Source organism: Brevundimonas sp. 2YAF1 (genome assembly GCF_052114745.1).
Lineage (GTDB): Bacteria > Pseudomonadota > Alphaproteobacteria > Caulobacterales > Caulobacteraceae > Brevundimonas.
The window spans coordinates 22,857-43,176 of the sequence record NZ_JBFRFI010000007.1; the positions used below are offsets into that span (position 1 = coordinate 22,857).

The 20,320-nt window shown below is 67.9% G+C and carries 21 protein-coding genes; 4 read left to right on the forward strand and 17 right to left on the reverse strand.

Annotated features, from left to right (window positions below; genetic code table 11):
* Positions 1-35 precede the first annotated feature (35 nt).
* From flhA to AB4Y68_RS10840, 11 genes are all read right to left on the reverse strand, one after another.
* On the reverse strand, positions 36-2,114 hold the full coding sequence (gene flhA / locus AB4Y68_RS10790; RefSeq protein WP_441455862.1) for a flagellar biosynthesis protein FlhA: 2,079 nt from the start codon (positions 2,112-2,114) through the stop codon (positions 36-38).
* A gap of 80 nt (positions 2,115-2,194) precedes the next feature.
* Positions 2,195-3,070, reverse strand: a complete 876-nt coding sequence (gene bla, locus AB4Y68_RS10795) for a class A beta-lactamase (protein ID WP_441455658.1) — start codon at positions 3,068-3,070, stop codon at positions 2,195-2,197.
* 2 nt (positions 3,071-3,072) lie between these two features.
* Positions 3,073-4,485: a sigma-54-dependent transcriptional regulator FlbD gene (gene flbD / locus AB4Y68_RS10800; RefSeq protein WP_441455660.1), complete on the reverse strand. Its 1,413-nt coding sequence runs from the start codon at positions 4,483-4,485 to the stop codon at positions 3,073-3,075.
* Positions 4,486-4,528: 43 nt separating this feature from the next.
* Entirely contained in the window at positions 4,529-4,861 is a 333-nt protein-coding gene (gene fliN, locus AB4Y68_RS10805; protein ID WP_441455661.1) for a flagellar motor switch protein FliN, read from the reverse strand.
* The gene (locus AB4Y68_RS10810) at positions 4,861-5,517 is read right to left on the reverse strand and encodes a flagellar assembly protein FlbE (RefSeq protein WP_441455663.1); all 657 of its coding nucleotides are present in this window, start codon (positions 5,515-5,517) and stop codon (positions 4,861-4,863) included. The genes fliN and AB4Y68_RS10810 overlap by 1 nt, the downstream gene beginning before the upstream one ends.
* Position 5,518: 1 nt before the next feature.
* Positions 5,519-6,553 carry a flagellar motor switch protein FliG gene (fliG, locus tag AB4Y68_RS10815; protein ID WP_441455664.1) on the reverse strand — a complete coding sequence of 345 codons (1,035 nt, stop codon included), beginning with the start codon at positions 6,551-6,553 and terminating at the stop codon, positions 5,519-5,521.
* Positions 6,553-8,190 carry a flagellar basal-body MS-ring/collar protein FliF gene (fliF, locus tag AB4Y68_RS10820; protein WP_441455665.1) on the reverse strand — a complete coding sequence of 546 codons (1,638 nt, stop codon included), beginning with the start codon at positions 8,188-8,190 and terminating at the stop codon, positions 6,553-6,555. Before fliF ends, fliG begins: the two co-directional genes overlap by 1 nt.
* Before the next feature lie 308 nt (positions 8,191-8,498).
* A complete protein-coding gene (locus AB4Y68_RS10825) occupies positions 8,499-9,596 on the reverse strand; it encodes a Glu/Leu/Phe/Val family dehydrogenase (RefSeq protein ID WP_441455667.1) in 1,098 nt (365 codons plus the stop codon).
* Between the two features lie 291 nt (positions 9,597-9,887).
* On the reverse strand, positions 9,888-10,982 hold the full coding sequence (locus AB4Y68_RS10830; protein ID WP_441455668.1) for a serine aminopeptidase domain-containing protein: 1,095 nt from the start codon (positions 10,980-10,982) through the stop codon (positions 9,888-9,890).
* Between the two features lie 73 nt (positions 10,983-11,055).
* Entirely contained in the window at positions 11,056-11,691 is a 636-nt protein-coding gene (locus AB4Y68_RS10835; RefSeq protein WP_441455669.1) for a uracil-DNA glycosylase family protein, read from the reverse strand.
* Positions 11,672-11,995: a DUF3253 domain-containing protein gene (locus tag AB4Y68_RS10840; RefSeq protein WP_441455670.1), complete on the reverse strand. Its 324-nt coding sequence runs from the start codon at positions 11,993-11,995 to the stop codon at positions 11,672-11,674. The genes AB4Y68_RS10835 and AB4Y68_RS10840 overlap by 20 nt, the downstream gene beginning before the upstream one ends.
* Before the next feature lie 47 nt (positions 11,996-12,042).
* On the opposite strand from AB4Y68_RS10840, the gene AB4Y68_RS10845 reads away from it, so the two are divergent.
* Positions 12,043-12,480, forward strand: coding sequence for a PaaI family thioesterase (locus tag AB4Y68_RS10845; protein WP_441455671.1), 438 nt, complete (start codon positions 12,043-12,045; stop codon positions 12,478-12,480).
* Here AB4Y68_RS10845 and AB4Y68_RS10850 read toward each other — a convergent pair.
* From AB4Y68_RS10850 to AB4Y68_RS10865, 4 genes are all read right to left on the reverse strand, one after another.
* Positions 12,464-13,102 (reverse strand): YoaK family protein, encoded by a 639-nt coding sequence (locus AB4Y68_RS10850; RefSeq protein WP_441455672.1) that lies wholly within the window; start codon positions 13,100-13,102, stop codon positions 12,464-12,466. The genes AB4Y68_RS10845 and AB4Y68_RS10850 overlap by 17 nt on opposite strands.
* Positions 13,103-13,107: 5 nt before the next feature.
* The gene (locus tag AB4Y68_RS10855) at positions 13,108-13,725 is read right to left on the reverse strand and encodes a glutathione S-transferase family protein (protein ID WP_441455673.1); all 618 of its coding nucleotides are present in this window, start codon (positions 13,723-13,725) and stop codon (positions 13,108-13,110) included.
* A gap of 25 nt (positions 13,726-13,750) precedes the next feature.
* On the reverse strand, positions 13,751-15,025 hold the full coding sequence (locus AB4Y68_RS10860) for a NupC/NupG family nucleoside CNT transporter (protein ID WP_441455674.1): 1,275 nt from the start codon (positions 15,023-15,025) through the stop codon (positions 13,751-13,753).
* 139 nt (positions 15,026-15,164) lie between these two features.
* Positions 15,165-16,043 (reverse strand): branched-chain amino acid aminotransferase, encoded by an 879-nt coding sequence (locus AB4Y68_RS10865; RefSeq protein WP_441455676.1) that lies wholly within the window; start codon positions 16,041-16,043, stop codon positions 15,165-15,167.
* A gap of 88 nt (positions 16,044-16,131) precedes the next feature.
* On the opposite strand from AB4Y68_RS10865, the gene AB4Y68_RS10870 reads away from it, so the two are divergent.
* The 3 genes from AB4Y68_RS10870 to AB4Y68_RS10880 all read left to right on the forward strand — a co-directional run bounded on the left by AB4Y68_RS10870 (position 16,132) and on the right by AB4Y68_RS10880 (position 18,969).
* Positions 16,132-16,863 (forward strand): response regulator, encoded by a 732-nt coding sequence (locus tag AB4Y68_RS10870; protein WP_441455677.1) that lies wholly within the window; start codon positions 16,132-16,134, stop codon positions 16,861-16,863.
* A gap of 186 nt (positions 16,864-17,049) precedes the next feature.
* Positions 17,050-18,393 (forward strand): ATP-binding protein, encoded by a 1,344-nt coding sequence (locus tag AB4Y68_RS10875; RefSeq protein WP_441455679.1) that lies wholly within the window; start codon positions 17,050-17,052, stop codon positions 18,391-18,393.
* A gap of 84 nt (positions 18,394-18,477) precedes the next feature.
* Positions 18,478-18,969 (forward strand): hypothetical protein, encoded by a 492-nt coding sequence (locus tag AB4Y68_RS10880; RefSeq protein ID WP_441455680.1) that lies wholly within the window; start codon positions 18,478-18,480, stop codon positions 18,967-18,969.
* Between the two features lie 18 nt (positions 18,970-18,987).
* Here the strand turns inward: AB4Y68_RS10880 and AB4Y68_RS10885 are convergent, their stop codons facing one another.
* Together AB4Y68_RS10885 and AB4Y68_RS10890 are read right to left on the reverse strand one after the other, a co-directional pair.
* Complete coding sequence (locus tag AB4Y68_RS10885) at positions 18,988-19,797, reverse strand: pyrroline-5-carboxylate reductase family protein (protein ID WP_441455681.1); 810 nt, start codon at positions 19,795-19,797, stop codon at positions 18,988-18,990.
* The gene (locus tag AB4Y68_RS10890) at positions 19,797-20,300 is read right to left on the reverse strand and encodes a YbjN domain-containing protein (RefSeq protein ID WP_292032930.1); all 504 of its coding nucleotides are present in this window, start codon (positions 20,298-20,300) and stop codon (positions 19,797-19,799) included. Before AB4Y68_RS10890 ends, AB4Y68_RS10885 begins: the two co-directional genes overlap by 1 nt.
* Between the last annotated feature and the right edge of the window lie 20 nt (positions 20,301-20,320).

Below are 20,320 nucleotides of genomic sequence, written 5' to 3' on the forward strand. Positions count from 1 at the left end.
GAACCCCTTGAGTCCAGCCGTTAACTCGACGCCGGTCAGACCGTGCCGATGGTCCGCAACCGGGCCTTGGGGTGGACCTCGTTCTGGCTCATCACCACCGTCTGGCCGCGGAACCGCTCGATGATCGACCGGACATAGGGGCGGACCTGCGGCCCGGTCAGCAGGACCGGGTTCTCGCCTGACATGGCGGCGCGCTCGAACACGTCGCGGACTGCGCGGATAAAGTCCTGAAGCCGGCTCGGGGCCATGGCCAGTTGTTTGTCCTCGCCCGGACCGATCAGGGCATCGGCGAAGGCCTGCTCCCAGTCCAGCGACAGGCTGACGATCGGCAAGGCGCCGTCGTCGCCCCGGTTGGCCCAGCACAGCTGACGCGCCAGACGGGTGCGGACGTGCTCGACCAGGGTGGTGACGCTGGTGGTGTGCGGCGCCGCCTCGGCCAGACCTTCCAGAATGGCGGCGAGGTCGCGGATCGAGACCTTTTCGCGCAGTAGGGTCTGCAGCACGCGTTGCAGGGTGGTGACGGTGACGACGGTCGGGATCAGTTCCTCGACCAGCTTCTTCTCCTCGCCCTGCAGCTCCTTCAGCAGCTTCTGCACCTCGGCGTAGGACAGCAGGTCGGCCATGTTCTCCTTGAGGATCTCGGTCAGGTGCGTGGTCAGCACCGTCGAGGGATCGACCAGGGTGTAGCCGCGGAAGGTGGCCTCTTCGCGCAGGGATTCGTCGATCCAGGTGGCGGGAAGACCAAAGGCGGGCTCGCGCGTGTGCTCGCCCGGCAGCTCGACCTGACGACCCGCCGGATCCATGGCCATCAGCTGGGACAGACGCACCTCGCCGGCCCCGGCCTCCATCTCCTTGATGCGGATGGCGTAGCCCTGATTGGACAGGCGCATGTTGTCGAGGATGCGCACGCTCGGCATGACGAAGCCGTATTCCTGGGCCAGCGAACGGCGCAGGGCGCGGATCTGATCGGTCAGGCGACGGCCCTCCAGATCGTTGATCAGCGACAGCAGGGCGTAGCCCAGTTCGATCTTGACCTCGTCGATGGTCAGGGCCGTGGCGATGGGCTCCTCGACGTCTTCCTTGGGCTTCAGATCGACGGTTTCGACCGGCGCCGGCTTCAGCCGGTTGCGGCCCAGCCTCCAGGCCATGAAGCCCGAGCCGATGGCCAGGGCCGCAAACGGGACCAGCGGCATCCCGGGGATCAGGCCGATCAGGCCCGCCGCGCCGGACACCACGCCCAGGCTGACCGGGTTGGTCGCCAGTTGCGCCACCAGGGCCTTGTCCGCCGTGCCCTCGACGCCCGCCTTGGACACCAGGAAACCGGCGGCGATGGAGACGATGATGGCCGGAACCTGGGTCACCAGACCATCGCCGATGGTCAGCAGGACATAGGTGTTGGCGGCCTCGCCGACCGGCATCTTGTGTTGCAGCACGCCGATCAACAGCCCGCCAATGGCGTTGATGAAGGTGATGATCAGGCCGGCCACGGCGTCGCCGCGCACGAATTTCGAGGCGCCGTCCATGGCCCCGAAGAAGGTCGATTCCTGCTCCAGTTCCTTGCGGCGCAGCTTGGCCTGTTCCTCGGTGATCAGGCCCGACGACAGGTCGGCGTCGATGGCCATCTGCTTGCCCGGCATGGAGTCCAGGGTGAAGCGGGCCGAGACCTCGGCGATCCGGGTCGACCCCTTGGTGATGACGACGAAGTTCACCACCAGGACGATGGCGAAGATGATCACCCCGATGATGAAGTTGCCGCCCATCATCAGTTCGCCGAAGGCGTTGATGACCTGGCCGGCGGCGGCGTGGCCTTCCTGGCCGTGGCTCAGGATCAGCCGCGTCGAGGCCAGGTTGAGGCCCAGCCGGTAAAGCGTCGAGACCAGCAGCACCGTCGGGAAGATGGCGAAGTCCAGCGGCCGCTTCATCATCACGGCCGTCATCAGGATCAGCACGCTGGAGACGATCGAGATCGCCAGCAGCAGGTCCAGCAGCATCTTCGGGATGGGCACGATCAGCAGCATGATCACGCCGATCACGCCGACCGACATCAGCACTTCGCCGCGCATCACCCAGCCGAGCGCGTCACGCCCGGTCGGGCGCGCATAGCCGTCCTTCATCAGGATCGGCGCATCAACCATGGCGGACGCAAAGAGACGCAGTCGAAGTCATCCCGCCAGATGACAGGATTCGCGGATTCTCAGCCATGCCCGAGGGCCTTGAGCGCCAGACGCGTGGCGTCGGCGATGACGGCTTCGCGCTGAGCGTCGGTCGAAGCGTCAGTCGCGTGGAAATAGACGGCGATGACGATGGGCGCGCCGGTCGGCGGCAGGATCAGGCCGATGTCGTTCACGGGGCCGTAGCCGCCGGTGCCCGTCTTGTGCGCCACGGCCCAGCCGGGGGGGACGCCCGCCCTGATGCGCGCCCGGCCGGTCGGCGTCTCGGTCATCCAGCGCATCAGCAGCGCCTTCGACGCCGCGTTCAGCGGGGTCTCGGGAGAGACCAGCAGGCGGCTGAGGTTCTGCATCGACTGGATCGGGGTGATGGTGTCCTTGTCGCCGTCCAGGCGGTTCATCTCGGGCTCGAGACGATCGACGCGGGTGCTGTCGTCGCCGATGCCGCGATAGAAGGCGCGAAGCACGTCCAGACCGCCCATTTCCCGGATCAGGATGTTGGCGGCGGGGTTGTCGCTCAGTTCGACGGTGGCCTTCATCAACTGTTCGACCGTCAGGGTCGAGCCGATGGTCGGTTCCGTAGTCGGCGCATGGTTGACCATGTCGGCGCGGGTGATCGGGATGGCGCGATCCAGCCACTCCTGCCCCGCCTGCACGCGCAGCAGCATGGCGGCGGCCAGATACATCTTGAAGGTCGAGCAATAGACGAACCGTTCGTCGCCGCGCCAGGCGGCGTTCATTCCCGCCGAGGCGACCGCGACGCCCAGACGACCGCCGTGCCGCGCCTCAAGCGCTGAAAGGTCCAGATCCAGGGCTCCGGCGTCGGCGTCGGCCTCGCGCACGCAACCCGTCAGCGCCAGCGCCCCGGCGCCCAGCAGGACGGTCCTGCGGACGGCGCGCATGGTCAGCCCACGGCGCCGTAGGCGGCGGCGACGCCCGATTGCGGGGCCGGGATCGGCGTGCCCTCGTCGGCGTATTCGTTCAGCTTATTGCGCAGGGTGCGGATCGAGATGCCCAGGATGGTCGCCGCATGGGTGCGGTTGCCCAGGCAGTGCGACAGGGTGTCGAGGATCAGCGTCTTCTCCATCTCGGCCACGGTCTGACCGACGAAGCCGCGGGTCATGGCGTCGGCCATCTGGGCCGCATGGCCGGCGACCCCGGCGTCATAGGTCGAGGCGGCGGGCGACGGCGCGGTCGAGCCGCCTTCCAGCAGCGGCCGGCCGTCGGGCAGGCGGAGCGCGTCGACGTCGATCTCGGAGCCCGTCGCCAGCAGGACGGCGCGGTGCATGGCGTTTTCCAACTCGCGCACGTTGCCGGGCCAGCGGTGGCCGACCAGGGCGCGGCGAGCGTCAGACGAAATGGGACGCGGCGGCACGCCGTTGGCGACGGCGTATTTGCGGATGAAGTGATCCGACAGGACGGCGATGTCGCCCGGCCGTTCGCGCAAGGACGGCAGACGCAGGTTGACGACGTTCAGGCGGTACAGCAGGTCCTCGCGGAATGTGCCTTCGGCCACGGCCTTGGCCAGGTCGCGGTTCGAGGTGGCGATGATGCGAATGTTGACCGGCACGGGCTTGGAGCCGCCGACGCGGTCGATGACCCGCTCCTGAATGGCGCGCAGCAGTTTGGCCTGCAACCGGGCGTCCATCTCGCTGATTTCGTCCAGCAGCAGGGTGCCGCCGTCGGCCTCTTCGAACTTGCCGATGCGGCGGGCCACGGCGCCGGTAAAGGCCCCCTTCTCGTGGCCGAACAGCTCGGATTCCAGCAGGTTGTCGGGAATGGCGGCGCAGTTGACGCTGATGAAGGCGCGATCGGCGCGCTTGGAGCCGTTGTGCAGGTGACGGGCCATCACCTCCTTGCCGACGCCGCTTTCGCCGGTGATCAGGATGGAGGCGTCCGAACGCGCCACCTGATCGGCCAGGGCCACGACCGCCTTCATCGCCGGATCGGCCGAGATCATCGGCCGTTCGTCGTCGGCCACGGCCGACAGGACCGCGGCGATCAGGTCCGCCTCGGGCGGAAGGGGGATGAACTCCTTGGCCCCGGCGCGGATGGCGTCGGCGGCTTCCTTGGCGTCGGCGTCCACGCCGCAGGCGACGATCGGCACGAAGATGCGCTCGGCGTCATTGGCGGCGATCAGGGCGGCGATGTCGATGCGGTAGTCGACCATCATCAGGTCGGCCCCCTGCCCGCGCCGCAGTTGCTCGGTCGCCTGATCGGCGCGTTCGACGTGCTGGACCTTGGCGCCGTGCGCCATGGCCATCTTCACCGCCGTCGCCAGCTGTCCGCTGAGCCTGCCAACCACCAGAAGCCGCATGGGTCTTCTCCTCTAGAGCGCTATTCCGAAACAGGGCGGCCGATCAGGCGCCCTTGTCCTCGGTCTTGATGATTTCCGTCATGGTCACGCCCAGGCGGTCCTCGACGACGACGACCTCCCCGCGGGCGACCAGGCGGTTGTTGACGAAGATGTCGATGGCCTCGCCGACCTTGCGGTCCAGTTCGAGCACCGATCCCCGGTTCAGCTTCAGCAGCTGGGCGACGGACATGTGGGCCTTGCCCAGCACGGCCGAGATGTTGACCGGCACGTCGAAGACGGTGGCCAGATCGGCGGCGGACTTGTCGCCGCCCTCGTCGGCGACGTTGAGCGCGGTGGAATCGCCGAACTCTTCCAGGGCAAGGTCGTCGGTGGCCATCAGAAGGCGCTCCTGTCGAGGGGTTCAGCATGGCCGGCCTCGGCCGCGAGTGCGGCCTCCAGCGCGGCGGAAACACGGGCGGCGACGCCCTCGGGATCAAACTCGGCGCGGCCGTCGGCCCATTCCAGGGTGAAGGCGGAGGCGGGCGCCCCGGCGTCCTCGCGGAAGGCGATCAGGCCGCTAAAACCCGCGTCGGCGCACAGGGCCTCGACGTGGGCGCGGGCGGCTTCGTCCAGACCGGCGGCGCGGACCTGCAACCGGGGCGAGGCGTCGATCTCCTGGGCCAGTTGCTCGATGGCGGCTTCCAGCGGACGGCGCGGGAAGCGGTCGAAGGCGGCCGAGGCCAGGACGCGGGCGGCGGCGACCGACAGTTCGGCCGACTGGCGCCGGTGCGCCTCGACGACCATGCTGAGGGTCCCGACCGAATGGGCCACCGACTGGGCCAGGGCGGACAGGGCGTCGGCGCGCAGGGCCTCGACCTCGGCCAGGGCCTGCTGCCGGGCCTCCAGCCGCGCCTGGGCGACCAGGGCCTCGACCTCGGCCGGCGCGAAGGAGCGCTTCATCGGCTGCCAGGTCGAGGGGCGCACGACGTCGCCGGCCGCGTCGAACTCGGTGTCGAAAATGAAGGGGCGAGCGGTGGAAAGGATGGCGGTCATATCAGTAGATCAACTCGTCGTCGCCGCTCTGGCCCGCCAGCATGATGTCGCCCCGCGCGGCCAGATCCTTGGCCACCTGGACCATGGTCATCTGGGCGGCGTCGACGTCCTTGAGGCGGACAGGCCCCATGGACTCCATGTCCTCGCGCATGATTTTCGAGGCCCGCTCCGACATGTTGGAGAAGAACATTTCGCGCAACGCGTCCGAGGCGCCCTTCAGCGCCAGGGCCAGTTGATCCTTCTCGACCGCGCGCAGCAGGGTCTGGACGCCGCCCGGATCGAGGCGCGACAGGTCCTCGAAGACGAACATCAGGGCGCGAATCCGCTCGGCGGAATCGCGGCTGCGTTCCTCCAGGGCGCCGATGAAGCGGGCCTCGGTCTGGCGGTCGAAGCTGTTGAAGATGTCGGCCATCAGTTCATGGCTGTCGCGCTTGGAGGTGCGCGCCAGATTGGACATGAACTCGGTGCGCAGGGTCTGTTCGATCTTGTCCAGGATGTCGCGCTGCACCGGCTCCATGCGCAGCATGCGCTGGACGCACTCCAGGGCGAAGTCCTCGGGCAGGGCCGTCAGCACGCGCGAGGCGTGCTCAGGCTTGATCTTGGACAGGACCACCGCGACGGTCTGCGGGTATTCGTTCTTCAGATAGTTGGCGAGGACGGCCTCGTTCACATTGCCGAGCTTGTCCCACATGGTCCGGCCAGCGGGACCGCGGATTTCCTCCATCAGGGCGTCGACGCGCTCGCCCGGCATGAAGGAGGCCAGCAGACGCTGGGTTTGCTCGTAGCTGCCCATCAGCGAACCAGAGCCGCCGATGCCGGACACGAACTCGACCAGGACTTCCTCGACCACCTGGGCGGCCACGGTGCCCAGCGAGGCCATGGCCTGGGAAACTTCCTTGATCTCTTCGTCGTCGAGCTGCTGCCACAGGATCGTGTGCTCCTCGCCCAGCGACAGCAGGACCACGGCGGCCTTCTCGGGCCCCGTCAGCTTGCGGATGTCATCGACTGCAGGTTTCTTGCTCACGAGACGGGTCACTAGCTTTCATGCACCCACGACCGGAGGATCGCGGTGGATTCCTCCGGGTGGGAGTCCACGAAGTCGGCCACCTTCTTGATCGAGGAAGCCTTCACCTGTCCCTCGATGCGGGCGATGTCGAGCCGCTGTTCCATGTCGCTCGGCCCGGTCAGCATGGGCGCCCCGCCCGGCAAGGTTCCGCCGACAATCTGGGCGTCCAGCGCCGTCACCGGCATGCCGTTGGCCCCGACCAGGGCCGGGAGGCCCGTCGCGCCCGAGGCGGTCTTCAGCAGCGGCCGCACGACGAAGAAGATCAGCAGCAGGCCGGTCACCAGCAGCACCAGCAGCTCGACCCCGCGCATGATGTCGTTCTTGTCGAAGTTGAACATCGACGAGCCGGTGTCTTCGCCCGGCGCCGCCGAAGGCTCACGGCTGAAGCGGACGTTGACCACCTCGATCTTGTCGCCGCGCGTCTCGTCGATGCCGACGGCGGCGGCGACCAGGGTCTTGATCTGCTGGACTTCCTCGGCGGTGCGCGGGGCGTAGGTCGGCTCGCCCTTGCCGCCGGCGGCGGGGGTGTATTTGCCGTCCACGGCGACCGAAACCGACAGCTTCTTGACCTCGCCGGGCTCCTTCACCGTCGTGGTGGTGGTGTTGGAGATCTCGTAGTTGGTGGTCTCGGTGTTTTCCGAGTTGGTCGAGCCGAGGGGCGTGGTGTTCGGGGCCGCGCCGCCGGGAATGTTGTTGGTGGCGGTGACGCCGCCGTCGGCCTGGCCCGTCGTGTCCTGCGACTGCGAGCCATTGGTCGAGGTCGAGCGGACGACCTGGCCGTCGGGGTCGAACTTCTGCTCCTGGGTGGTCGAGCGGCTGTGGTCGATGTCGGCCGTGACCTGGACGCGCGCCGCGCCGGCGCCGACGACGCCCTCGACGATGTCCTTGATCCGGGTCTGCAACTGAGCCTCGGTCGTGGCCTTGGCGGCCTCGGCGTTGGCCGAGGTGAAGCCGCTGTCCTCGGACCCCGCGGCCAGGGTGCGGTTGGCCTGATCGGTCACCGTCACCTTGTCCGGCTTCAGGTTCGGCACCGAGGAGGCGACGACGTTGCGGATGGCGCGCACCTGATCGGCGCTGAGGTCGCGCCCGCCCAGGCCCACGACCACGGCGGCGGTCGGGTCGATGGCGGCGGCCTGGAACATCTCGCGGCGCGGCATGGTGATGTGGACGCGGGCCGAGGTGATGCCGCGCATCGACATGATGGTGCGCGACAGCTCGCCCTGCAGGGCGCGCTGCTCGTTCAGGTTCTGCTGGAACTCGGTCTGGCCCAGAACCGACTGGTTGTCGAAGATTTCGTAGCCGACGCTGCCCGAGGTCACGAGCCCCTTGCCCGCCAGCATCAGGCGCGCCGTACCGACTTCGTCGCGGCTGACGAAGATGGTCGAGCCGTCGCCCTTGGAACTGTATTTGATGTTGGCCTGATCCAGGGCCGCGCTGATCTCGGAGGCTTCGCGCAGGTCCAGGTTGGAATAAAGCAGCGCGTCGGGCGCCTGGCCCACACGCAACATGACGGCGACCAGCACGGCCGCGACGCCCGCGGCGACGCCAAGCACTGCGGCCAGACGGCCGATCCCGAACTTCTGCAACGCCGCCGTGAAGCCGCCCACGCGTCCCCGCCTCATACTGGCGGGAGGACCAAACCGCCCCGCTAGGCAGAAACTGCCGTGTGGATGGTAAACGCGGCGTTAAGATGCGTTAAAGATTGAAGGAATCGGGGAGCGCTTCCCTTCTCCCCTTGAGGGAGAAGGTGGCTCGCGCAGCGAGACGGATGAGGGGTGACGGCGCAACCGGCTACCGTCAGGCGAACACCAGACACGAAAAAGGGGTGCGGCCCTGCCGGAAACGGCAGCGCACACACCCCTCATCCGAGCGCCTGCGGCGCCCACCTTCTCCCTCAAGGGGAGAAGGAAGATCGTTACGCCGCCTTCAGCAGTTCCGCCTTCTTGTCTGCGGCTGCGTGGATTCGGGCTTCGGCGATGGCGTCGGCGATCAGATGGGTCGGCTTGTTCTCGACCACCGAGCGCTCGAGGATTTCCTCGAAGGTCTCCATCAGACGCGACAGCTTGCCCTCGACCCACGACGGGTCATAGGCCCCGCCCGACTGGCGCGCGTTCATTTCCGAGGCCACGTTGATAATGCCGCCGCCGTTGACGACATAGTCCGGCGAATAGAGGATTCCGCGCGCGAACAGCTGGTCGCCGATGTCCGGGGTGGCCAGCTGGTTATTGGCGGCGCCGCAGATCGCCCGGACCTTCAGACGCTCCAGCGTCTGCAGGTTCAGCGTCGCGCCCAGGGCGCAGGGGGCATAGATGTCGGCGGCGACGTCATAGATGGCGTCGGGAGCGACGATCTCGGCGCCGGTCTTGGCGGCGACGGCGTCCAGGTTGGCCTGGTTGACGTCGGTGATGATCAGCTTGGCGCCAGCCTTGTGCAGCTTCTCGGCCAGATAGGCGCCGACGTGGCCCACGCCCTGGATGGCCACGGTCAGGCCGGTCATGTCGTCCTGATTGAACAGGCGACGCGCCACGACCAGGTTCGAGCGGAACACGCCCTCGGCGGTGACCGGGCTGGGGTCGCCCGAGGCTTCCGGGCCGTCCTTCAGGCCCAGGACGTATTCGGTGACCTTGCGGGCCTCGGCGATGTCCTCGACCGAAGTGCCGACGTCTTCGGCCGCGTAATAGTTGCCGCCCAGGCCGTTCAGGAAGCGACCGAAGGCGCGGAACAGCTCGGGGCTCTTCTGCGTGCGGCTATCGCCGATGATGACCGACTTGCCGCCGCCCATTTCCAGGTCGGCGACGGCGTTCTTGTAGCTCATGCCCTTCGACAGGCGCAGCACGTCTTCCAGCGCCTCTTCAGCGGTGGCGTAGTTCCACATGCGGGTGCCGCCGACGGCGGGGCCGCGCGCGGTGGAGTGAACCGCGACGATGGCCTTCAGGCCGGTTTTCTCGTCATGGAAGGCGTGGACGCCTTCATGGTTCGCGAAAGAAGGGGAATCAAACAGCGTCTTGCCCATGACAGGCCTTTCCTGGGGTATTTTTTATTGCGTGAGGAGATACGCCGTGCCCGCCTAAACGGCAAGCATGACGGTTTCGCACGCCGAGAGATCGGGACTGACTTCATCTGGCGTGTAAGCCCCCACACTTAGTCCCGCTCATCCCGGCGGACGCCGGGATCCAGTAAGAGCACAAAGCGGTACGGTGAGAATGCACCTTCCTCCAACCACGCGCTTGCGGCCAAAGCACTGGATCCCGGCGTCCGCCGGGATGAGCGGAGAAGATCAAGCCAGGACGAGCGGCTCTTAAGCTCAGCGCGCCTTGGGGTCGGCCTTCAGCGCCGGCAGGACGGGCGGAGCCCCGGACGGCAGGGGTGCGGCCGGGTCGCGCAGCCAGGCCTCGATGTCGCGATAGACGACCTCGCCCTGCAGGTCCCGGTTCAGGATATGCCAGCCGTCGCGGTAATAGGCCGTACGCAGGTTGGACCGTTCGCCGGCTCGCTCCAGCGCCAGCCGCATCGGGCGCTTCTCGATGATCTGATCGTGGGCGCCATAGAGCAGCAGGGTCGGCTTCTCGACCGCACCCAGCCGGTTCGTCGCCGTCTCCATAAGATCGACCAGCCCGTGCAGGGAATCGAAGCGGGTGGCGATGATGCTGAGCGGATCGCGGCCGTTGCGGACCAGTTCCAGCGTATTGTCGGACGCACGGATCTTGCTGACCGCGAAGGACGGCGGCTCGACCGCGACATCGCCCATCAATCTGGCGGCGGCCCACAATCCCGCGCTGTTGAACGGACTCTGGCTGGACCAGCCCCAGACGCCGGGGGCCAACAGGATGACCCGGTCGGCGTCGGGCGGCGTCTCGGCCCCGAAGGCGGCGATGGTCGAGGACCCGCCCATGCTTTCCCCCGCCACCACGATCAGGGCGTGGGGCCGCTCGGCGCGGACCAGGGCGACGACGGTGCGCAGGTCCTGGCTGGTCAGGCTTTCGGGCGCGAACTCGCCGCGATGGGGCGCCAGGCCGAAGCCGCGCTGGTCATAGGCCCAGGTCTCGATGCCGCGCGTCGCCCACCACGGTCCCGCCAGCCGGAACGAGGCGTAATGGTCGTTGAACCCGTGCAGGGCGACGATGACGGCCCAGGGCTGCTGCCCCTGGGGGCTCCAGCGCAGATAGGGCAGCCGCGCCCCGTCCTGCACCACGAAGGCGCCGCGCCCTTCGGTCCCCGTCTCGATACGCGGCCCGGCGAAACCGGCGGGCGGGCTCTGCGGCGCCTGAAGATGCGGCGTGGCGCAGGCGGACAGGGCGAGGGCGAGCAAGGCCGCCCCCAGCAACCGCTCACCCCGGCGGACGCCGGGGCCCAATGATTTGGCCGCGCGCGCCAGGCTGGCCAACAGGGCTGCGATCAAGTCCGAACTCTGCTTCATGATGCCCAAAGCACTGGATCCGGCGTCCGCCGGGATGAGCGGATTGGAAAGATCGTCACCCGAGAATGACTCGAACCCGTTCGCGAAGGTAGGGCAGAAGCTCGGCCTCGAACCACGGATTTTTCCGCAGCCAGGCCGTATTGCGCCACGACGGGTGCGGCAGCGGCAGGATGGCGGGCGCGTAATCGCGCCAGGCCCGGACCGTTTCGGTCATGTTGGTCTTGGCGCGATCGCTCAAAGCCCAGGCCTGGGCGTAGCCGCCGACCAGCAGGGTCAGTTCGACCTTGGGCAGTTCGGCCAGCAGCCGGGGCCGCCACAGCTCGGCGCAGCGGCGCGGCGGCGGATAGTCGCCGCCCTTCGGATCGGTGCCCGGAAAACAGAAGGCCTGGGCCGCGACGCCCAAACGCGGGTCGCCGTAGAAGGCGGCCTCGTCCACGCCCAGCCAGTCGCGCAGACGGACGCCGGACGGATCGGTGAAGGGCAGACCGCTTTCATGCACCCGCCGCCCCGGCGCCTGGCCGCAGATCAGCAGGCGCGTCTGGGCCGTGACCATGACCACCGGCCGCGGCGTGTGCGGAAGGTGGCCCAGGCAGGCCCGGCAGGCCCGGATGTCGGCCAGGACCGCGTCCAGGCCGCCGTCCTCCGCGCCCTTTTCAGGGCCCTTTTCAGGATCAGTCGAAGTCGCCGTCATCCGAAGGCTCGACCGGCGGCAGGGCCGCCAGGGCCGCGGCCGTCTCGGCCTCGGTCGGCAGGCGCAGACGGATCACGCCCTTGAAGCTGTTGGGATCGACCGCCTTGCCCTTCTTGGTGATGGTCAGCTTGCCCTGACGCATCAGGCCCAGGGCCGCGCTGCGCACCTTGGGCAGCATCCGCTGCCACTGCTCGGGCTGCAGCTCCTTGGCCACATCCGACGGTTCAATGCTCTTGCCGCCGACGCTCTTGGGGTCGGCCTTGGCCAGTTTTTCAAAAATGGCCGCTTCGATAGGATCGCTCATTGCGCCTATATGCTGCAGCGCGAGATCAGAAAGAAGGCGTAATCGGCATGGTCGGCAGGATCACGGTATCGGAAGGCGAGTTTTCGGGTTGGGAAACCTACGAGGTGAGCGGCGCCACCTTCGACTCCACTGTCGGTCCCTTCTACCGCAAGCCGGACCCCGACGGGTCGATGCGCTGCGCCTTCCGGGCCGAACAGAAGCATATGAATTTCGGCGGCCGGATGCACGGCGGCTGCCTGATGACCTTCGCCGACATCGCCATGTTCCAGATCGCCTATCAGGAGATGGAGGGGGCCTCGGGCGTCACGGTGCAACTGGATTCCACCTTCATCGACGGCGCCTATGTCGGGGAACTGATCGAGGCGACCGGCCAAGTCACCAAGGCGGGCAAGAGCCTGATCTTCGTGCGCGGCCAGATCAACACCGGCGACCGACTGCTGATGACCTTCTCGGGCGTGATCCGGAAATTCACGCCACGCGGCTGAAGCGGACGAGGACCGCCAGGCCGGTCGCCAGCCCCGCCGCCGGCCACAAGGCGTTCAGGCCCAGCGCGCCGTAGCTGAATGCGCCCACCACGGCCCCGCCGAACAGGCCCGCCCACAGCAGCAGATAGGGCGCGAAGGCCGCGCGCTGCCCGCCCCGCAGAGCGCCGGCCAGCGCCTGCCCCAGCTTGACCAGGGCGCCGGTCATATAGGTCAGGCCGACGCCGACCTCGCCGTCGCGCAGGAAGACGGCGTTCTCGACCCCCATGGCCAGCACCATCAGGCCGACGGCCAGCGGCGTCAGCCCGACCGGGACGGCCAGCGCCGCGCCGGCCAGCAGGCCCGCCTCCAGCGCCAGAACCCGGCTGCGCGACCGCATGCCTTCGCCGCCGGCGACCAGAGCCCCCAGCGCCGCCCCGAGAACGAACAGGATCAGAATGGTCGCGGCCACCCCGACGGTGCGCCAGTCGCCCAGCGACACGCCGACCGCCATCCGGGTCGAATTCCCGCTCATGAAGGAGACGAACAGCCCGCCCAGCTGAAGAAAGCCCAGGCTGTCGACATAGCCCGCCAGGCCCGCCAGCAGCACCGCCATCCCCCGCTCAGGCGGGGCCAGCGTCCGCATGACGCCTAGGCCCCCGCCTTGGCCGTCGGACGCGCCCGGCAATCCTCCATCCAGCGCGCCAGATGGGTGAACTCTTCCGGCGGGCGGTATTTGACCAGACGAGCGAAGTCGAGGCCGACCGCCGCGACGATGTCGGCGATGGTGAAGCGGTCGGCGGCGATGAAGGTGTGCTCGGCGAGGTGGCGGTCCAGCGACTTCATGAACTTCTCGGCGCCGACGCGGCTGTACTCGGCGACCTGCGGCTGAGGCGGTTCGAGAGCGGCCAGTGCCGGGTGGCTGAAGCGCACGTTCAGCATCATCGGATTGGCCAAGTAGATCTCGCAGCGACGGGTCCACATCTCGATGATCGCCTGCTCGCGCGCATCGTGGCCGAACAGGTTCGGCTCCGGGTACAGCGCCTCCAGATAGCGGCAGATGGCGATGGACTCGGAGATGCAGGCGCCGTCGTCCAGCTCCAGCGCCGGGACGTGCGGCACGCCCACCTTGGCGCGGTAGTCCGCCGTGCGGTGCTGACCGGCCAGCAGGTCGATCTCGACGAAGTCGACGTTCTCGACGCCCTTCTCGGCCATGACCCAGCGGACCCGGCGCGGGTTGGGAGCGCGATGCGAGGTGTAGAGCTTCAAGCCGTCCTCCAGCGTCTTAAAAAACCTACTGTCCGAACACCGAAGCCGGCATGGCCCCGACGATGCAGGCGGTCATCAGCGTGGCCAGGAAGCCGGCGAACAACGCCTTCCACACCAGACCCAGAACCTCCTCGCGGCGTTCCGGCATCAGGACCGACAGGCCGGTGACGGTGATGCCCACCGAGCCGATGTTGGCGAAGCCGCACAGGGCGTAGGTCATCAGCATCCGGGTGCGCTCGGTCATGTCGCCGGGGGGGATATGGCCCAGTTTGATGAAGGCGACGAACTCGGTGAGCGTCAGCTTCACGCCCAGCAGCCAGCCGGCGGTGCGGGCGTCGGCCCATTCCACGCCGATCAACCAGGCGACCGGCGCGAAGACCACGCCCAGGATGCGCTCGACCGTCAGCGGATCGCCGCCGATGACGAAGCCGCTCAGAATGACGTTGGCCAGGGCGACCAGGGCCACGAAGACGATCAGCACCGCCGAGATGTTCAGCACCACCATCAGGCCGTCCGACGTGCCCTTGACGATGGCGTCGATGGAGCTGTCGTACTTCAGCGCCGAGTTGTAGTCGGCCACCGCCCCGCCCTGGCCCGGCTTTTCGGGGATGATGACGCGGGCCAGCAGCACGCCCGCCGGAGCCGAGACGATGGAGGCGACCAGGACGTGGCCCGCCGCGTTCGACAGCACCGGCGCCAGGATGGTCGCATAGGCCACCATGGTCGAACCGGCGACGGTGGCCAGACCGACCACCATCATCAGGAACAGCTCCGACCGGGTCAGCTTGTCCAGATAGGCGCGGATGACGATGGGGCTTTCGATCATGCCCAGGAAGACATTGGCCGCCACCGCCAGGGCCGAGGCGCCGCCGAGACCCATGGTCCGCTGGAACAGGAAGCCGAAGCCGAGCGTGATCCATTTCAGGATCTTCCAGTGCCACAGCAGGGCCGACAGGGCCGAGATGACCAGGATCAGCGGCAGAACCTTGAAGGCGAAGGTGAACAGGGCGCCCTCATTGGCCACGGCGTAGGGCTGATCGCCCCCCGCGAGGAAGCCGAAGACGAACTTGGTCCCCTCCTCCGTGGCCAGTTCCAAGCCCTGAACCGCGTTGTTGATGCCGTCCAGCACCACCTGAGACCCAGGGATGGCGAAGGTCGCCAGCACCAGGGCCGCCTGCACCGCGATAGCGCCCAGCGCCAGCCGCCACGGGAAGACCCGGCGGTTCTCGGACATCGCCCAGCAGACGGCGACGATGACGGCCAGGCCGAACAGGCTCTGGAGGTTCAGGAAACTGAACATGGGAAAGGCGGCTCCGCGACCGGCGCTACGGGAGCCGGCTTCTTATTTGCGCATGAACGACAGCCGCGCGCGGCTGGCAAGAGGCGCATGAAAAAGGCGGAGGATGAATCCTCCGCCTTCGCTCCTTGTCCGACCAGGGTCAGAGTTGGCCGCGCACCAGCTTGCCGTAGTCGTCCATCAGGGTCAGCGACAGGTCGCCGGGCGTGAAGCAGTAGTCGCCGATCTCGCTGACCGGGGTGACCTCGGCCGCCGAGCCGGTGAGGAAGCATTCCGAGAAGTTCGACAGTTCTTCCGGCAGAATGTCGCGGACGACGACCTCGATCCCCTTGGCCTGGGCCATCTCGATCACCGTCTGACGCGTGATGCCGTCCAGAATATGGTCGACGCGCGGGGTGTGCAGGACGCCGCCCTGGACGAAGAAGACGTTGGCGCCGGTCGCCTCGGCGACATAGCCGCGCCAGTCCAGCATCATGGCGTCGGCATAGCCGCGCTTCTCGGCTGCCGTCTTGGACATGGTGCAGATCATGTAGAGGCCGCCGGCCTTGGCCGTCGAAGGGGCGGTGGCCGGGTCGGGGCGGCGCCATTTGGCCCACTCCAGCCGGATGCCGCGCTTCTTGACCTCGGGGTCGAAGTAGCTGGGCCATTCCCAGGCAGCGATGGCCATGTGAACCTTGCTGTTCAGCGAGGAGACGCTGAGCTGTTCGGCGCCCAGATAGGCCACCGGACGGATGTAGCAGTCCGTCATGCCGTTCTTTTCGCAGGTTTCCTTGCAGGCCGCGTCGATCTCGGCCACGCTGTAAGGAATCTCGAAGTCCAGCAGCTCCGCCGATCGTTTCAGCCGCTCGCTGTGCGCCGTCAGCTTGAAGATTTCGCCGCCGTACATACGCTCACCCTCGAACACCGACGAGCCGTAGTGAAGGCCATGGGTCAGAACGTGCGTTTTCGCTTCCCGCCAGGGCACGAATGCGCCGTCAAACCAGATCCAGCCGTCACGATCGTCGAAAGGAACGAAGGCCATTGAATAACGTCTCCCGGGGATATGATCGGGTTACACTCTTCTCGCCCGCCGCCGTCAACGCCTCGCGTTCGGCAGGATCGCCCAAAGCATGACCGATACCCGTTCTTCCAGCCGTTCCGGCCCCGTCGCAGCCCCCGGCACGGGCCGCCACCTGCTGATCGTCGATGATGACGACAGAATCCGCGAACTGCTGAAAGAGTTCCTGGCGCGCGAAGGCTATCGCGTCACCGGCGCCGCGCACGCGGGCGCCGCCCGACGCCTGGTGGAATTGATCGAGTTCGACTTGATCGTGCTGGACGTGATGATGCCGGGCGAGAGCGGCTTCGACCTGACGACCTGGATCCGCAGCCAAGCCTCCCTGTCCAGGACGCCGGTCCTGCTGCTGACGGCCAAGGGCGATCCCGACGACCGAATCGAGGGCCTGTCGCGCGGCGCCGACGACTATATGTCCAAGCCCTTCGACCCGCGCGAACTGGCGCTGCGGATCGAGGCCATCCTGCGCCGCACCGGCGGCAAGCCCATGACCCCGCGTGAAATCCGCATGGGACCGGCGGTGTTCGACATGGAGCGGCTGGAACTGACCCGCGACGGGACGCTGCAACGCTTGACCGAGGCCGAGGCGCAACTGCTGAAGACCCTGGCCATCCACTCCCATTCCCCCGTCGAGCGCATGAACCTGTCGCCCGACACCGCCGACATCACCGGCCGCGCCGTGGACGTTCAGGTGACGCGCCTGCGCCGCAAGCTGGAAGCCGACCCCAAGAACCCGCGTTATCTCCAGACCGTGCGCGGCGTCGGCTATATGCTGGCGCCGGACTAGGGTCTTGCGTCTTGCTCACGCCCCCTCCTCCGCCGTCATCCCCGGCCTTGTGCCGGGGATCCAGACCCTCGACGTCGACGGATCGAAGCGACGATCTTCGCTATCGAGCGGCATGTTTCTGGATTCTCGGGACAGGCCCGAGAATGACGCAAGACTAACAACACCTCCCCTACCTAGGCCCCTCCGATGAGGCTGCTGCCGTTCAACGTCTGGGCGCGAGTGATCAAGCGCCGCCTGCCGACCTCGTTGTGGGGGCGGTCGCTGCTGATCATCGTCCTGCCCGTGCTGATCATGCAGGGGGCCGTGACCTGGGCCTTCTTCGACGCCCACTGGCAGGCCGTGACGGCCCGCCTGTCCGAAGGGCTGGCCGGAGACGTGGCCTGGGCGGCTGAAAGCTATCGCGACGAACCGACGCCGCAGAACCTGACCCTCATCGCCGACCGGGCCGAGCGGTCCATGCAGTTGTCGGTCGCCTTCCAGGAGGGGGCGAAACTGCCCGCCGAGCAAAGGCGCGGGCCGATCGGCGTGGTCGACCGCACGCTGGAGAAGGCCCTGGCCTCGCGGCTGGATCAGCCCTTCTGGTTCGATACGACCCGCTACCCCGCCTATGTCGACATCCGGGTGGAGGAGCCCGGCGGGGTGCTCCGCGTCATCGCACCGCGCGAACGGGCCGTGGCGACCCAGGCCCACATCTTCGTCCTGTGGCTGATGATCGCCACCGTCCTGCTGCTCAGCGTGGCGGTGCTGTTCATCCGCAATCAGGTGCGCGCCATCGAACGGCTGGCCGACGCCGCCGAGGCCTTCGGCCGGGGCGAGAGCGTACCGCGCTTCAAACCGCACGGCGCGCGCGAGGTGCGGGCCGCCGCCAGCGCCTTCCTGGACATGCGCGCTCGCATCCAGCGCCATATCGAGCAGCGTACGGCCCTGCTGGCCTCGGTCAGCCATGACCTGCGCACACCCCTGACCCGGCTGCGGCTCGAACTGGCCCTGGCCCCGCCGTTCAAGCGCGCCGAGGCGATGAAGGGCGATCTGGACGAGATGGAGCATATGATCGACGAATACCTGGCCTTCGCGCGCGGCGAGGCGGGCGAAGCGATCCAGTCGATCTCAGTCCCCGAAATGCTGCGCCGCGCCGCCGAAGACGTTCGCCGCGCCGGCGCCGAGGTCACGGTCGAGACCCCCGATGAACTGGACGCCCAGGTGCGCCCCCTGGCCTTCCGGCGCGCGTTGAGCAATCTGGCCGGCAACGCCGCCTCGCACGGCGAGCACGTGCGGCTGTCGGCCCGCCCCCTGCCCTCCGGCGGGCTGGAGATCGCGGTCGAGGACGACGGGCCCGGCATTCCCGAAGACATGCACGAAGAAGCCTTCCGGCCCTTCTCGCGGCTGGACGCCTCGCGCAATCAGAACCGCAAGGGCGTGGGCCTGGGCCTGGCCATCGCCCGCGACGTGGCCCGCGGCCACGGCGGCGACATCACCCTGGACCGCAGCGACATGGGCGGGCTGAAAGCGCTGATCCGCCTGCCCGCATAAATCGCGACGCGCCCTCTGGCGTGACTGTAAAATCAGCGCCATCTTGGGACAGTTCTAGGGGGGCCTGGATCAGGAGTCCGTATGATGCGTAATTTCGCATTCCTCGCACCGCTCGCCGCCGTCGCGGCTCTCGCCGGCGCGGCCGCCGCCCAACCCTCCGCCGTCGTCGTCACCGTCAGTCCCGACATGGCCAAACAGGTTCAGGAACTGGGCCAGCGCGACGTGCAGCAACAGGTCGAGGATCTGACCCGGACCATCGAGCGCACCCTGACCGCGCGTCACGCGCTGGACGGCGCCCGGATCGAACTGGTCATCACCGACCTCAAGCCGAACCGGCCGACCATGCAGCAACTGGTGGACAAGCCCGGTCTGGACGCCATGCGCAGCATCTCGATCGGCGGGGCCGCAGTCGAAGGCGCCGTCACCATGGCCAACGGCGAGGTGCAGCCGGTCAAGTATGACTATTATTCCAACACCCTGGCCGAGGTTCAGGGCTTCACCACCTGGCAGGACGCGCACACGGCCTATGACCGGCTGGCGCGCAACCTGGCCGACGGACGCTACGTCAAACGCTGAGGAGTGAGGCGCTGACGATCAGCCGCTGAGCTCGGTCGACTTGGCCACAGCCGCCTGAACGGCGCTCTCGACCGCCCGGTCGAGGGCGCCGTTTGCGTTCAGGGCCACCAGACCGGCCTGCGTCACCCCGCCGGGCGAGGCCACGCGGTCGATCAGGGCGTCCAGCGCCTCGGTCCCCTCGACGCCCGCCGCGGCGGACCGCAGGGTGGCGCGGGCCAACCGCACGGCGGCCTCGGGGGACAGGCCTTCCTCGATCCCGGCCTGGGCCAGGGCGCGGGTGAAGGCGAAGAAATAGGCGGGCCCGCAGCCGGACACGGCGGTCGCGGCGTGCATGACGGCTTCCTCGTCCAGATGGACGGTCTCGGCGATGGGCGCGAACAGGGCCTCGCCCACGGCGCGGGCCGCGTCGTGGGCGGCCCAGATGGTCGCCACCCCCTGAGCCTGGGCCACGCCCGTCGTCGGCATGATGCGGACCACAGAACGGCCGCCGAAGCCCGCGGAAATGGTCTCGCCCTTCACCCCGGCCATGACCGAGACGATGACGGCGTCGGGGGCCAGATGCGGCAGGATCGGGCGCGAGGCCTCGAACCATTTGGCGGGTTTGACCCCGATGACGAAGGCGCGGGCCTCGGCCAGGGCCTCCAGCGGCGGATTGATCCGCGCGCCCAAAGCCCGCGCCGCTTCGGCAGCGGGCTTTTCGGAGGGCGTCAGGATGATCAGGTCGGCGGGATCGACGGCGCCGGTCTTGAGCCAACCTTCAAGGATGGCCGAGCCCAGCCGCCCCACGCCTTGCAGGACGACCGGCCCGATCTTCCCGACTTTGCTCATCAGGCGGTGCCGACGGTCTCGAACAGGCAGGCGTCGATGGCCTCCTGCGCCTTCTTGGAGCCGCGCACCATGAAGTCGAAGGCAGGATAGTAGCGGTCGGCGGCCTCGATGGCGGCGTCGATCATGGACGCGGCCTGGGCCAGGGTCGGGCGCTCGCTGTGCGGCAGGGCCAGCGAATGACGGAAGACGATCTCGCCCTCGTCCGGCCAGACCTCGAAATGGCCCAGCCAGGTGCGCTGGTTGATCATCGACACCAGTTCATAGGCGGCGGCGCGGCGCGTCTTCATGACCCGCAGGTCCAGGGCGCAGCACAGCTGAAGGCAGTCGCCCTCGGGCCGCCAGGCGAACCACAGCTCATAGTCCTTCCAATCGCCGGCCAGGGCGAAGGCGAGGTCGCCGTCGTCCGTGCGGTCGAACGGCAGGTTCTCCGCGTTGAGGACATGCTCCACGACATCCAGGGGGTCGTAGGGAACGTCGACCTCTTCGGGTCGGGCTGCATCCATCAGGGATTCACATTCTTACT